Annotated in this window: 13 protein-coding genes and 1 riboswitch; of the genes, 6 read left to right on the plus strand and 7 right to left on the minus strand. The window is 67.7% G+C overall.

Annotated features, from left to right (window positions below):
• Positions 1 to 23: 23 nt before the first annotated feature.
• Positions 24 to 410: a DUF488 domain-containing protein gene (locus tag OG300_RS26155; protein ID WP_405485684.1), complete on the minus strand. Its 387-nt coding sequence runs from the start codon at positions 408 to 410 to the stop codon at positions 24 to 26.
• A 22-nt stretch (positions 411 to 432) separates the two neighbouring features.
• Here OG300_RS26155 and OG300_RS26160 point away from each other — a divergent pair, with 22 nt between their 5' ends.
• Together OG300_RS26160 and OG300_RS26165 are read left to right on the plus strand one after the other, a co-directional pair.
• Positions 433 to 711 carry a hypothetical protein gene (locus OG300_RS26160; RefSeq protein WP_405485685.1) on the plus strand — a complete coding sequence of 93 codons (279 nt, stop codon included), beginning with the start codon at positions 433 to 435 and terminating at the stop codon, positions 709 to 711.
• A gap of 97 nt (positions 712 to 808) precedes the next feature.
• The gene (locus OG300_RS26165) at positions 809 to 1,117 is read left to right on the plus strand and encodes a glutaredoxin family protein (protein ID WP_405485686.1); all 309 of its coding nucleotides are present in this window, start codon (positions 809 to 811) and stop codon (positions 1,115 to 1,117) included.
• An 88-nt stretch (positions 1,118 to 1,205) separates the two neighbouring features.
• Here OG300_RS26165 and OG300_RS26170 read toward each other — a convergent pair whose 3' ends face one another.
• From OG300_RS26170 to OG300_RS26180, 3 genes are all read right to left on the minus strand, one after another.
• A complete protein-coding gene (locus OG300_RS26170; protein WP_405485687.1) occupies positions 1,206 to 2,126 on the minus strand; it encodes an NADP-dependent oxidoreductase in 921 nt (306 codons plus the stop codon).
• 132 nt (positions 2,127 to 2,258) lie between these two features.
• Positions 2,259 to 3,554, minus strand: a complete 1,296-nt coding sequence (glyA, locus tag OG300_RS26175; protein WP_405485688.1) for a serine hydroxymethyltransferase — start codon at positions 3,552 to 3,554, stop codon at positions 2,259 to 2,261.
• Between the two features lie 147 nt (positions 3,555 to 3,701).
• Positions 3,702 to 3,786, minus strand: a riboswitch (ZMP/ZTP riboswitch).
• 60 nt (positions 3,787 to 3,846) lie between these two features.
• Positions 3,847 to 5,043, minus strand: coding sequence for a DUF885 domain-containing protein (locus OG300_RS26180; RefSeq protein WP_405485689.1), 1,197 nt, complete (start codon positions 5,041 to 5,043; stop codon positions 3,847 to 3,849).
• Between the two features lie 267 nt (positions 5,044 to 5,310).
• Here OG300_RS26180 and coaA point away from each other — a divergent pair, with 267 nt between their 5' ends.
• Positions 5,311 to 6,243 (plus strand): type I pantothenate kinase, encoded by a 933-nt coding sequence (gene coaA, locus OG300_RS26185; RefSeq protein ID WP_405485690.1) that lies wholly within the window; start codon positions 5,311 to 5,313, stop codon positions 6,241 to 6,243.
• Between the two features lie 3 nt (positions 6,244 to 6,246).
• On the opposite strand, the gene OG300_RS26190 is transcribed toward coaA, so the two are convergent.
• Together OG300_RS26190 and OG300_RS26195 are read right to left on the minus strand one after the other, a co-directional pair.
• Entirely contained in the window at positions 6,247 to 6,852 is a 606-nt protein-coding gene (locus OG300_RS26190; RefSeq protein WP_405485691.1) for a hypothetical protein, read from the minus strand.
• A 116-nt stretch (positions 6,853 to 6,968) separates the two neighbouring features.
• The gene (locus OG300_RS26195; protein ID WP_405485692.1) at positions 6,969 to 7,748 is read right to left on the minus strand and encodes an isoprenyl transferase; all 780 of its coding nucleotides are present in this window, start codon (positions 7,746 to 7,748) and stop codon (positions 6,969 to 6,971) included.
• Positions 7,749 to 7,973: 225 nt separating this feature from the next.
• Here OG300_RS26195 and OG300_RS26200 point away from each other — a divergent pair, with 225 nt between their 5' ends.
• The 3 genes from OG300_RS26200 to OG300_RS26210 all read left to right on the plus strand — a co-directional run bounded on the left by OG300_RS26200 (position 7,974) and on the right by OG300_RS26210 (position 11,018).
• Positions 7,974 to 8,597, plus strand: coding sequence for a hemolysin III family protein (locus OG300_RS26200; protein WP_405498681.1), 624 nt, complete (start codon positions 7,974 to 7,976; stop codon positions 8,595 to 8,597).
• 58 nt (positions 8,598 to 8,655) lie between these two features.
• Positions 8,656 to 10,233 carry an adenylate/guanylate cyclase domain-containing protein gene (locus OG300_RS26205; protein WP_405485693.1) on the plus strand — a complete coding sequence of 526 codons (1,578 nt, stop codon included), beginning with the start codon at positions 8,656 to 8,658 and terminating at the stop codon, positions 10,231 to 10,233.
• Positions 10,234 to 10,454: 221 nt separating this feature from the next.
• Positions 10,455 to 11,018, plus strand: coding sequence for a hypothetical protein (locus OG300_RS26210; RefSeq protein ID WP_405485694.1), 564 nt, complete (start codon positions 10,455 to 10,457; stop codon positions 11,016 to 11,018).
• Here OG300_RS26210 and OG300_RS26215 read toward each other — a convergent pair.
• The gene (locus OG300_RS26215) at positions 10,931 to 13,009 is read right to left on the minus strand and encodes a thioredoxin domain-containing protein (RefSeq protein ID WP_405485695.1); all 2,079 of its coding nucleotides are present in this window, start codon (positions 13,007 to 13,009) and stop codon (positions 10,931 to 10,933) included. The two genes, OG300_RS26210 and OG300_RS26215, sit on opposite strands and share 88 nt — an antisense overlap.
• Between the last annotated feature and the right edge of the window lie 87 nt (positions 13,010 to 13,096).

Raw genomic sequence — 13,096 nt, forward strand, 5'->3', positions numbered from 1 at the left:
CGGGCGCATTGGTGAAGATCGCGTTAACGCGAGTCCGCTGTGGGCGTTTCGTCCAATTCATCGAGGAGTACCGGGAGGTGGCTGTGCTCCGGGTCTTTCGTGGCCGTGACCAGTGTCAACGGCCCTAGCGCGGCCTGTTTTCGCAAGTGCGACAGCGCCTCCTGTGCCAGGTCCGCGCCGAGTTCGATTCGATACTTGCGCTCGAATTCCGTGCGGCGTGTCTCCGGCGAGGCGTGATACCACTTCCGAAGATCACCCGACGGCGTCACGTCCCTGGCCCATTCGTCTATCGCCGCTTGCTGTTTGCTGACGCCGCGCGGCCACAGCCGGTCCACCAGCACCCGGCGGCCGTCGCCCGGCTCGGGGTCGTCGTACACGCGCTTGACCAGGTACCTCGGTCGCTGTGCCATACCCTCCATTACAGTCGATGCCATGGCCGAAACTCCGGATCTGCAGACGCTGTCCACCAAGGAATTGCACGACCGCGCCGTGAAGCTGGCCGCCCGCCGCGGTGACGTCAAGTTCCTGTGGGAACTGTTGAAGTCGATCCCGGCCGCCGAGGCCGCCGCCGGCGATATCGGCGAGAGCGAGGCCGACATCAAGTACGTGCTGCCCATGCTCGACGACTACGTGCACGCGGGCGAGGGCGAGATCGGCGAGGTCCTCCGCCCCATGTACGTCGACTACCTGGCCAAGCACATACAGCCATGACGGCCTTCAATCCTCCTGCCGGATAGGTGAATCGGACCGTCCGAGGGCGGGGCGGCCGGCGATGGTCGGTTGCCCGCAACCGGCATACACTCCGGACATGAGCGCCGATACCGTCCCCGAACTGATCGTCTATCGGCGACCGGGCTGCCCCTACTGTTCACGGATGCGGCGGGTCCTGAACCGGCACGGCATCATCCACCGCGAGGTGAACATCTGGGAGGACCCCGAGGCGGCGGCCTTCGTGCGTTCGGTGGCCGACGGCAACGAGACCGTGCCGACCGTGGTGCTGCGCACCGGGTCCGGCGAGCGCAGCTGGGTGAACCCGAATCCCAAGCAGCTCATCGCCACTACCACCGCGGACGCCCCGTCGCTGACCGGCGGCCCCCGGCGCTTCTTCACGCTCTGACGCGGTAGGCCGCGAGACCCGCGACCGGGTTCAATTCGGCCCCGCCCCGTCGACTAGTCGAATGGCGTTGCGGGGCAAACGTTTCCGACTAGGGTTCGAGGACGATCTTGCCACGGGTATGACCCCGGTCGAGCTCCCGATAGGCCTCGCGTACCTCGGCCAGCGGATACGTGGCGGCGATCGGGACCTCGAGGGTGCCCGCCGCGACCAGGTCCGCGAGCTCGGCCAGCACATCGATGGTGTCGGCGGCCCCGCTGCCCTCGGCCTTCACGCCGTACTTGCCCACCGCCTCGAAGTCCGCGATGGTGTCGATGCGATCGGGCTTCACCCCGAGCTCGACAGCCAGCGCCACATACCCGACCCCATGGGTATCGATGAAGGCGTCGATGCCACCGGGCGCAAGCGCACGAAGACGATCGGCAAGCCCGTCGCCGTATTCCACAGGGGTTACACCTTTTTCGCGCAACCAGTCATGGTTGGCCGGACCGGCGATCCCGATCACCGTCGCCTTGCGCGCCAGCAGCAGCTGCACCACAAGCGATCCCACGCCACCGGCAGCACCCGAAACCGCGACTACATCCCCTTCGCCGGCGTCCACGGCCCGTACCGCCGCGAAAGCCGTTGAGCCCGCGACGAACAGCGCCCCGGCCACCGGGAACGACACGGCCGCGGGCTTGGGCGTGACCTGATCCACCGGCACCACGACGAAGGTGGCCTGACTGGCCCGCTCGTTTGTGAACCCGAGCACCTCGTCCCCGACCGCGACCCCGCCCACACCCGCCCCGAGCGCACTCACTCGCCCAGCGAAATCACTCCCCTCCCCGGAGGGGAAACTCGCGGGCCACCGATCGTGCAACGCCCCCGACCGAATCTTGGCCTCCCCCGGATTGATCCCCGCCGCGACCACCCGCACCACGACCTCACCCGCCCCGGGCTCCGGTTCAGCCACCTCCACGACCTGCAAGACATCGACATCGCCGTACTCGTCGAACCTGACCGCCTGCGCCATGCTCCGCCTCTTCCGTCAGAAGTCGTCCTGCCTGCGCAACCCGTGAACACCTCCGAGTATTTCCGAAATGAGCGAGCCCGCCACGATCTGGTGATCGTGGCGGGCTCGTGGTCTCGGTGCGTGGAAAGCGGCTCAGCCGAGCAGCTTCCAGTCCTCCAGGCCGTCGTAGAGGGGGAACTGCTGGGCCAGTTTGGCGACGCGCTGGCGCAGGGAGTCCAAGTCGGCGGAGCCGGTGAGGGCGGCGGCGATGATCTCGGCGACCTCGGTGAATTCGGTGTCGCCGAAGCCACGGGTGGCCAGCGCGGGGGTGCCGATGCGCAGGCCGGAGGTGACCATCGGGGGGCGCGGGTCGAAGGGGACGGCGTTGCGGTTGACCGTGATTCCGATCTCGTGCAGCAGATCCTCACCCTGCTGGCCGTCGAGCTGCGAGTTGCGCAGGTCGACCAGCACCAGGTGCACATCGGTGCCGCCGGTCAGCACGGTGACACCCTTGGACTGGGCGTCGGCCTGGGTCAGGCGCTCGGCGATGATCTGCGCGCCGGAGATGGTGCGCGCCTGGCGTTCCGCGAACTCCGCACCCGCGGCGATCTTGAAGGCGACGGCCTTGGCGGCGATGGCGTGCATGAGCGGTCCGCCCTGCTGGCCCGGGAACACCGCCGAGTTCAGCTTCTTGGCGAACTCCTCCTTGGCCAGGATCACGCCGGAGCGCGGGCCGCCGAGGGTCTTGTGCACGGTCGAGGACACCACGTGCGCGTGCGGCACCGGCGACGGGTGCAGGCCCGCGGCGACGAGTCCCGCGAAGTGCGCCATATCGACCCACAGGTACGCGCCGACCTCGTCGGCGATCTCGCGGAAGGCCGCGAAGTCGAGGTGCCGCGGGTACGCCGACCAACCGGCGACGATCACCTTCGGGCGGGTGTCGCGGGCGATCTTGCGGACCTCGTCCATGTCGACGCGGTGGTCTTCCTTGGACACGCCGTAGGCGTGCACGTCGTACAGCTTGCCTGAGAAGTTCAGGCGCATGCCGTGGGTGAGGTGCCCGCCGTGCGCGAGGTCGAGGCCGAGCAGCTTCTCGCCCGGGCTCATCAGCGCGTGCAGCACCGCGGCATTGGCCTGCGCACCCGAATGCGGCTGCACGTTGGCGTATTCCGCGCCGAACAGCTCGGTGACGCGGGCGCGGGCGAGATCCTCGACGATGTCGACGTTCTCGCAGCCGCCGTAGTAGCGACGGCCCGGGTAGCCCTCGGCGTACTTGTTGGTCAGCACGCTGCCCTGCGCCTGCAGCACCGCGCGCGGCACGAAGTTCTCCGACGCGATCATCTCGAGGGTGTCGCGCTGGCGAGCGAGCTCTCCGCCCATCGCGGCAGCGACCTCGGGATCGAGTTCGGCGAGGGACTGGCTGTTGACAGAAGCACTCGTCTGGGTCACACCGGCGAGTGTATTGTCCGTCGCCGCAGCGCCGGTCGGGGGGTTCTGAGTGTCGGCGGCAGCGTTCGGGCTGGCGGAAGTCATGGCATCCTCCGGGCTCGGGTGCCTCGTATCCGGCTCTCGAAAACAAGAGCCGGAATCGGGGCTGCCCAGCACCCAGGCGCGCGGTGCGGGACTTCGGTGCTTCCCGGTGGTTGCTTCCACCTCGAGTGCGCCAGTCGCGGTGAGGCGATCCTATCGCGGGAATCGCACGCGAAATCCCGAGCACCCCGGACCAGGTCCGGGCCACACCTCAGATGCGGCGAATCGCGCCCGGTGTCAGCGGTTCGTCGAGCAGCCGACGGAACCGCTCGGACCGATCCCCCGCATCGGCGGCCTCGTCGAGCCAGCCGCCCAATAGTCGATAGCCCTCCACATACGTGGAGATATAGGCCCGCCACAGCGACGAAGACAGGAACCGCAGCGACTGCCGCGCCCGCTCCGGCGTGGACAGGCTCCAGCGCTGCAGGAATGCCGCCACCTCGTCGGCGTCGCGACCCCGATCGTGCAGCAGTAGCGCGGCATCCTGCCGGACGCCCAGCAGATTCGCCGACGCGGTCGAAATGCGTTCGGCGCGTTCACCATCGAAGCGCAGACCCAGATCCGCGTAGATCTCCTGCGCCCAGCGACCCCAGCCCGGACCCACGATCGACTTCAGGGCCAGATCCGCCAACCCCTCCGCCATCAGGCACTGCGGGGTGTTGACCACGAACAGCGTCTGCTCGTCCTGACCACCCGCCACCAGCCCGGCTTCCTTGCGGCAGTGCTCGGTGTGATGCCCCGGGTACGACTCGTGCGCGATCAGATGCGGCAGCTGCGACATGTGCTGCTTCAGATCGGAATTGATGGCCACCTTGGACTGGAAGTTGCCCAGGTAGTAGTTGAACCCCGACCACGGTTTGTCGCCGACCACCTCGTATTCGACATGCTCGTTGTCCGGCAGCGGATACCGGTCGCGAACCAGTTCGCGCAGTGCGCCGGAGAACGCGGCGACGCACTCGTGCAGGCGTTCCGGCGGGATCTCGTCGGCGTGGCGGTGGGCGGTGATGCGGTCGAACAGTTCACCGTCGCCCGCCAGCACCTCGTCCAGCTGCCGGTGCGCCTCGCGGTAGTCGGCCTCGTCGCCCGGGGCGATGTCGACATCGAAGTAGGCGCTGACCTCGTCCACGAAACCGATGGCCTCGCCCGCGAATTTGCGTCCCGAGCATTCCAGCGCGCGCAGGTGCGCGTCGAGGAACTCGGTGCGCTCCGCCGCGAGTCCGGCGTCGGGCAGTTCCTTGCGCAGCGCGGCGGCCCGATGCGCGAGATCCCGGGGCTCGGGCGCGGGCGCGTTCTGGATCTCGCGGCGTAGTGCCGGATCGCCGGTGAAGGCGTCGACGAAGCCCTCCTCGAGCCGGTCGAAAGCCAGTCCCAGCCGCAGGTATTCGGTGACGAGTGGATGCGCAGCCATCCCCAGACCCTATGGGATGACCGTCGTTTCCGGGATGGAGAACCAGGGTCCGCACCCCCGCGCCACCCCTCGGCCGCGTGGCCTATCTCACTCCGGTTACCGGCGAGTAGGTACACCTGGTGTTCACCGCGATGTTGAGGCCGAGCACAATTCGCCTATGCGTGGAGTGTGGGCCGGATCGCCGGGCACGGCGACGATGCGGCTTCCCGAGTGCTGTTGTTCGCAGACACCAGGATGCTGTTGTTCGCCGGAGCGGGGACACGAGTAATGGCACGGATGAGTGAGCCCAGCCCCTACGTGGAGTTCGATCGCAAACAGTGGCGCACACTGCGTAAATCGACGCCGCTGATCCTCACCGAGGAAGAGCTCGTCGGACTGCGTGGTCTGGGCGAGCAGATCGATCTCGAGGAAGTCGCCGAGGTCTACCTGCCACTGGCTCGACTCATCCACCTGCAGGTCGCGGCCAGGCAGCGCCTGTTCGCCGCCACCGCCACCTTCCTCGGTGAATCCCATCCGGACCGTCAGGTGCCGTTCGTGATCGGCGTGGCGGGCTCGGTGGCGGTCGGCAAGTCGACCACCGCGCGTGTGCTGCAGGCGCTGTTGGCCCGCTGGGATCACCATCCGCGGGTGGATCTGGTCACCACCGACGGATTCCTCTACCCGACAGCCGAACTCACCCGCCGCGGCATCATGCATCGCAAGGGCTTCCCGGAGTCCTACGACCGCCGCAAGCTGCTGCGTTTCGTCACCGAGGTGAAATCCGGTGCGCACGAGGTGTGCGCACCCGTCTACTCGCACATCGCCTACGACATCGTGCCCGGCGAGCACCACTGCGTGCGCCAGCCCGACATCCTCATCGTCGAGGGCCTCAATGTGCTGCAGACCGGTCCCCGCCTGATGGTCTCGGACCTGTTCGACTTCTCCGTCTATGTGGACGCCCGCATCGAGGACATCGAGAAGTGGTACGTACAGCGCTTCCTGTCGCTGCGCGAAACCGCGTTCTCCGACCCGAATTCCGCGTTCCATCACTACGCGAACTTCAACGATCAGGAAGCCACCAACCAGGCCAAGGAAATCTGGCACAACACCAATCGCCCGAACCTGGTGGAGAACATCCTGCCGACGCGTCCGCGCGCAACCCTGGTGCTGCGCAAGGATTCCGACCACACCATCAACCGGTTGCGGCTGCGCAAGCTCTGAGGTTCAGAGTTTCCAGGCGGCGTCCAGGCGCGCGGCGACGTCGATGACGGTCGCGGCCTGGATATTCGGTTTCGCGATCTCGGTGGCGATATAGCGCGAGACGAAGCGGCGGATCTCGTGGTCGACGCTGGCCAGGATGCGCAGCAGTTCACCGCGCCGAGTCGCGCTGGCCACATTGATGCGCACATTGCTGGGCTGCGGTTCGGCGATCTCGATCAGCACGCACAGCGGTTCGGCGGTGCGGACCGTCAGGTGCAGGTGAATGGTGCCGTCCACCCGGAACGGGTAGCGGTCCACGGCGAGGTCGATGAGCAGATCCACCTGCAGCGGAATCACCAGGTCGAACGAAATGGTCTCGTCCACTTCACGTTTCAACCTGGGCTGCCCCAGCCGGACCGTGGCCGAGAGTTTCGCGATCTTGCCCGGACCGGCCCCGATCGGGCCGAAGGCGAACGCCTCACCGGTGAGCTTCTCGAACGCCCCGGCTATCCGCTCGGGCGAGGCCGCGTATTCGAGAAAACGGCGGCCGAATTCCTCGTAGCTGATGTACGGCACCGCCGCGACCTGGGGTTCGATGGGGGCGTCGGTGCCCGCGCTCAGCTCGCTCATGCACTCCGACGGTACGGGAGCATTCCGGGCACGCACGCGGAAGCCGTTGCACTGCAACGCAACCGTTGAGTAACCGTGGCCTAGGGTCAGGTTTCAAGCGCCGAAGCGGCTCGGCTTCAGGCGCCGAAGCGGCGGTGCCGGGCGGCGTAATCACGCAGCGCGCGCAGGAAATCCACGCGCCGGAACTCCGGCCAGTACGCCTCCGTGAACCAGATCTCCGAATAGGCGCTCTGCCACAACAGGAATCCCGAGAGCCGCTGTTCGCCCGAGGTGCGGATGACCAGGTCCGGGTCCGGCTGTCCGGAGGTGTAGAGGTGCTGCCCGATGGCGTCGACGGTGATCGACTGCACCAGGTCCTCGCCGGTCTCCCCGGCGTCCATCTCCTGGCGGACCAGGGAGCGCACGGCATCGGCGATCTCCTGGCGGCCGCCGTAACCGATGGCGACGTTGACGTGGACGCCGGTGCGGCCCTCGGTGCTCTTGGCGGCCTCGCTGAGGTGGCGGGCCATATCGCCGGGCAGCTGGTCGAGCGCGCCGACGATGCGCACGCTCCAATGCTGTTCGGGCGCGGACAGTTCGTCAACGACGTCGGTGATCACCTCGAACAGGGTGCTCAGCTCGTCGCTGTCGCGGCGCAGGTTCTCGGTGGACAGCAGGTAGAGGGTGACCATCTCGATCCCGGCCTCGCCGCACCAGCCGACCAGCTCCGCGATCTTCAGCGCACCGACCCGATGGCCGTGGCTGATATCACTGAACCCGTTCTCCCGGGCCCAGCGCCGATTGCCGTCACACATCACCGCCACATGCCGGGGATGTTGTTTGCCCGCCAACTGCTGCGACAGTCTGGCTTCATATATGCGATACGGGAGTCCACGGACCTGACTCGCAACTTTCACGCCGCAACCCTACGCCCCCGCAACGAATACCGGAGCGCCCGGGACTTTCGACCGAAACGCCCGGGATGGCACGTGACTACACCCACTGGACGGGCTGGTTCGACGCAACCTACGGTACCGTAGGTTACCGAGGAGGAACTTATGTCCGACGCTGTGCAGCCCGTCACGAAGGTGGCGGAAGTGCTCGACGCCGTGCGCCAGGAGGCGGCCGCGATCAAACCCCGCATGCGCGGGTGGATTCACGCCTGGGCGGTGGGTGTGGCGGCCATCGCGGTCGTCGTGCTGGTGTCGGTGGCGGCCACGAAATCGGCGACCGCGACCTGGTCGACGCTCGTGTACGGGATCACCGTGTGCGGAGTGTTCGGTGTCAGCGCGACCTATCACCGGGTGAATTGGCAGACCACTCGCGCGCGAATGTGGATGAAACGCGCCGACCATTCGATGATCTTTCTTTTCATCGCGGGCAGCTATACGCCGTTCGCACTTCTCGGCGTGCGCGGGCGGGCCGGAACCATCCTGCTGTCGATCGTGTGGGCGGGTGCGCTGGCCGGGGTTGCGCTGAAGATGCTGTGGCCCACCGCTCCTCGCTGGGTCGGCGTCCCCCTGTACCTGGTGCTGGGCTGGGCGATCGTGCCGGTCGCGGGCACCCTGATCCACCATGTGGGCTGGGCCCCCGTACTACTGCTGCTCGCGGGCGGTATCGCCTACAGCGTCGGCGGCATCCTCTACGCCGCGCGCTGGCCCGACCCGTGGCCGGAGGTCTTCGGCCACCACGAGTTCTTCCACGCGGCAACCGTTGTCGCGGCCCTGTGCCACTACGTAGCCATCTGGCTGGTGCTGCTCAGCTGACCGGAACATTTGCTCACAAAGGTGCAATGTCGACCCAAAGGTCTCTAAAGTCACCCACGTGACCAGCAGAATGATCCTGTGGGCGCTGCGTGCGCGGTGGGGTCTGTCTGCTGTCGTCATGGCGTGCAATCTGAGTGGTCTCGCGGTGATCAGCATCGAGCTGTGGCTGTCGGGGTTCCTGGGCCGGATCGGGCCGCACTGGCTGCAGACCTTCGGGTGGGTGTCGATCTATCCGGCGATCGGCGCGACGGTCGGCATCGTGCTGGCGGTGCGGGATCGGGAGCACTATTTCGGCTGGCTGGATCAACATCGGCCGCCGAGTGAGACCGAGGCGCAGCGGCTGCTGTCGCTGCCGATCTCGATCACCTTCCGGGCGCTGGCGATCTGGCTGCCCGGTGTGATCGTGGCGGCGATCGTCTTCGCGCACGCCACCGAGGAGCGCAGTTTCCCGGTGGTGCTGTCGATGTTCACGCTCGGTGGGCTGGAGTCGGCGGCGCTCACCTTCCTGATCGTGGATCGGCTCATCCGCCCGACCATCCCGGTGGTGGCGGAAGTGCTGGAGGGCACGGCACATTGGAGCAACACCGTGCTGGCCCGGGTGCTGGTGACCTTCGCGGTGACGGGTGCGGTGCCGCTGTTCATGTTGATCACGGTGCTGGCGGATCCGACTTCGGACCCGCACAGTCGGATTCGCACCGCCATCTATCTCGCCCTCGTCGGACTGTCGGCGGGTTCGGTGGCGACGGCGGCGCTCGCCCGCGCGGTCGCCAGTCCCATGCACAGCCTGCGTGACGCCCTCGACCGGATCGCGGCCGGTGATCTCGAGGTGCGGGTGCCGATCGGCAGCACCAGCGAGATCGGCCGGCTCGAGCATTCGGTGAACGAGCTGGCCGCCAATCTCAGTGAGCGCGAACGCATGCGGGATGTGTTCGGCCGGCACGTCGGCGCCGAGGTGGCCGAGCGCGCGCTGTCGGGCAGCACCAATCTGACCGGCGATATGCGGGTCGTGACAGCGCTTTTCGTGGATGTGACGGGTTCGGTGGCGATGGCCACGGAGCTCGCGCCGCACGACTTCGTCGCCAAGCTGAACCGGCTGCTGACCATCGTGGTGGCCGCCACCGAGGACAATCACGGCCTGGTCAACAAGTTCGAAGGCGATGCGGCACTGTGCATTTTCGGTGCGCCCATCGCACTGGACGACAATGCCACCCCCGCGTTGCGCGCGGCCCGTCGCATTCGTGACGAGGTGGCCGCGCTGGGTGAACTCGAGATCGGCATCGGGATCGCGCGCGGCCTGGTCTTCGCCGGTGACGTCGGCACCGACACCCGGTTGGAGTTCACCGTGATCGGTGACGCCGTCAACGAGGCGGCCCGGCTCACCACCGAGGCCAAGCAGGTGCCGCGCCGGGTGCTGGCGAGTCAGGAAGTGATCACCGCCGCCTCCGACTTCGAGCGCACGAAGTGGATCCATCACGACACCCTCCACCTCCGCGGCCGCAAAGCGCCCACTCCAGGCTGGACCGACCTCGGCTCCCCCGCGCCAGCCCTCCGCAACGGCACCGTCCCTGCGGCCGCCCCTGCCGTGGCCCCACCCCCGGTCCCGGAACCGGCCGCCGATCAGGGCGCCGATCGCTGATCATCGAGCCGCCGCGACTTCCGCCCGCAGGCGGTGTGAGCAGTGGAAATACGCTGTCGGAATATTCGATCTGGACACAGCCGGACTGTAGGGCCGCGCGCATCGCGCGGCAACGGAATATCGCCGGGGCTCGCCTATACGCCTGTCGTACTATGTGATCGGAGGAAAACCGATACTCGCGGGTGATCCGCGCGAGTGTGCCGCGGCGGGACCGTAGTGGCATGAAGGAAATCGGGGCTTTCGAACGCAGTGCTTCGGCGGTCTGGGAGCGGCCGCAGCAGGCGGTGCTGGCTTTCCGGGCGGTCGTGGCGGCGTTGATATTCGGGATCGCCGAGACCCTGATGCGCGCGTCCATCCTGCTCGATCGGCCGGGCGAGACCGTGGCGAGCATCGGTCCCGCACTGCTGATCCGGGTCGCGATCTACGTGGCGGTGTTCGCGGTGGCGGCGCGGATGCTCACCGGAAGTCGTTGGGCGCGCTGGGTTCTCGTGATCGGCCTGGGCACGGTCGGGCTCGCGTCGCTGGTCATCGAGCCGCTGCGCGCGGTGCTGGACGCCGAGCATCCAGGCGACCTGTTCGCCGGGTGGACGTGGCAGTCCGCGGCGCTGGGCGCGTTCCGTGCCGGGCATGTGATCGCGGTGCTGGTCGCCGTGCCCGCCTCGATGGCGGCCGGAAGGGTGCGCGGCGAGCCTTCAGGTCATGCCCACAGCGGCGGTACGAGCCCGGTACGGACATCCTCGGGTGTGGTGACCGGGAGGTCGCAGACCGAGCCGCGGCAGATGTAGGCGGCCGGAGCGTCACCGACCGGCGGGCGGTCCGCCAGCAGGGTCTGGGAATCCCGGGAGCCCACCACGATGACGGATCCGCCGGGCGCGCCGACCCGGGCCGCGTCGAGTAGCGTTGCGGCCGTGGACTTCTCGGCATCCGGAGTGATGGAGATAGCGATCTGGATGGGGCCGCGCAGGGCCGCCTCGGTGACCGCGAGCCAGTGTCCGGCCGAGCGCGGTGCACGCGCCAGCAGCACGGCCGAGCGGGCCAGGGTGCTGTCGGCCAGCGCCCGGTAGCGACCGGCTCGTTCCGGGTCGCTCAGGGCGGCCGCGGTGAGCAGGGCGTCGGCGAGAACGGCTGCGCCGGAAGGGGTTGCGCCGTCCATCGGGTCACGCGGGCGGGTCACCAGGGTTTCGGCGTCGTCGGCGGTATCGAACCAGCTGCCGGGGGTTTCCGGGTCGGCGAAGTGCGCGAGTGCGGCGTCGAGGATGCGGTGGGCTTCGGTCAGCCATTCCCCTTCTGCGGTCTGATGCAGCGTGAGCAGGCCCAGCGCGAGCCAGGCGTAGTCCTCGAGCACGCCGGGCGCGGTGCCCGCACTGCCGCCGAGAGAGGCGCGGCAGACCCGGCCGTCGGTCACGTGCGTGTCGAGCAGGAAGCGGGCGCAGCGGACAGCGGTGTCGATCCATTCCGGATGATGGTGTGCGGCACCGGCTTCGGCGAGCGCCACCACGGCCATGCCGTTCCAGGCGGTCACCACCTTGTCGTCGCGCTCCGGCTGCGGGCGGCGTTCCCGCGCGGCGGACAGCTCTGCCCGAATCCGTTCGAGGCGTTCGGATTCGGCCGCTGCCGGATCGGTGTAGCGGGTCAGCACCGAGGTGCCGTGCTCGAAGGTTCCAGCGGTGGTGACACCGAAAAGCGCTGCCGCCCAAGCCCCGTCGATTGCCCCGAGTACACCGTTGAGTTCGGCGGGCGTCCACACATAGGTGGCACCCTCCACACCCGGACCATCCGGTTCCAGGTGCGTGTCGGCATCGAGCGCGGAAGCGAACGCCCCCTGCTCCGTCCCGAGGTCCGCCAGCAGGAATTCCACCGTCTCGCGAGTTACCCTCAGCGCCAACGATTCCGGCGCGCTCCACGCCGCTTCGCCATCGAATTCCCGCCGCGCGAGGTGCGCGTACACCCTCAGCAACTGCGCGTTGTCGTACAGCATCTTCTCGAAGTGCGGCACCACCCACGCCGCATCCACCGAGTACCGCGCGAACCCACCCCGCAACTGGTCATAGATCCCACCCCGCGCCATGGCCGCACAGCTGAACGAAACAGCCTGCAGCACACCGGGATCACCACTCAACTCGTAATGCCGCAGCAGCCCTTCCAACAGCGCCGAAGGCGGAAACTTCGGCGCACCCCCGAACCCACCGTTCGTCGCGTCGAGATCCTGCAACACGGCCTTCACCGCATGCCCCACCAGTTCGGCCCCCACCGACATCTGCCCCTCCGGCAGTCCCCCCGTCTGCTGCCGCAGTGCGTCCGCCACCCGAGCCGCCGCCGTATCCACCTCGTCCCGCCGCTGCGTCCACGTCTCGTTGACAGCGGTGAGCAACTGCGTGAACGACGGCATCTCCTGCCGCGCCGTCTTCGGGTAGTAAGTCCCGCAATAGAACGGTTCCCCCGCGGGCGTCAGGAAGCACGTCATCGGCCACCCACCCTGCCCCGTCATGGCCACGGTCGCATTCATGTACACCGCATCCAGATCAGGCCGCTCTTCCCGATCCACCTTGATACACACAAAGTTCGCGTTCATGATCGCCGCGGTCGCCTCGTCCTCGAACGACTCGTGCGCCATCACATGGCACCAGTGGCAAGACGCGTATCCGATGGACAGCAGAATCGGCACATCCCGCTCCGCCGCCTCAGCCAGCGCCTCCGCATCCCACTCCCGCCAATCAACCGGATTGTCGGCATGTTGACGCAGGTAAGGCGATGTGGCACTGCCCAATCGATTCACACCTCCACCCTGCCACACCCAGCCGCGCCCTCACGCTGCGAACGGTTGCGGACTACGCGGCGGTTCCGAGCGCCCGCGCGGACTCCA

Source organism: Nocardia sp. NBC_00511 (genome assembly GCF_045161165.1).
Lineage (GTDB): Bacteria > Actinomycetota > Actinomycetes > Mycobacteriales > Mycobacteriaceae > Nocardia.

What these genes read in the sequence shown, in the direction of transcription:
- OG300_RS26190 (WP_405485691.1), bottom strand. Translation starts at nt 6,852, where the DNA reads ATGAGCGAGCTGAGCGCGGGCACCGACGCCCCCATCGAACCCCAGGTC.
- OG300_RS26200 (WP_405498681.1), top strand. Translation starts at nt 7,974, where the DNA reads ATGCGCGGGTGGATTCACGCCTGGGCGGTGGGTGTGGCGGCCATCGCG.
- OG300_RS26155 (WP_405485684.1), bottom strand. Translation starts at nt 410, where the DNA reads ATGGCACAGCGACCGAGGTACCTGGTCAAGCGCGTGTACGACGACCCC.
- OG300_RS26160 (WP_405485685.1), top strand. Translation starts at nt 433, where the DNA reads ATGGCCGAAACTCCGGATCTGCAGACGCTGTCCACCAAGGAATTGCAC.
- OG300_RS26165 (WP_405485686.1), top strand. Translation starts at nt 809, where the DNA reads ATGAGCGCCGATACCGTCCCCGAACTGATCGTCTATCGGCGACCGGGC.
- OG300_RS26180 (WP_405485689.1), bottom strand. Translation starts at nt 5,043, where the DNA reads ATGGCTGCGCATCCACTCGTCACCGAATACCTGCGGCTGGGACTGGCT.
- OG300_RS26170 (WP_405485687.1), bottom strand. Translation starts at nt 2,126, where the DNA reads ATGGCGCAGGCGGTCAGGTTCGACGAGTACGGCGATGTCGATGTCTTG.
- OG300_RS26210 (WP_405485694.1), top strand. Translation starts at nt 10,455, where the DNA reads ATGAAGGAAATCGGGGCTTTCGAACGCAGTGCTTCGGCGGTCTGGGAG.
- coaA (WP_405485690.1), top strand. Translation starts at nt 5,311, where the DNA reads ATGGCACGGATGAGTGAGCCCAGCCCCTACGTGGAGTTCGATCGCAAA.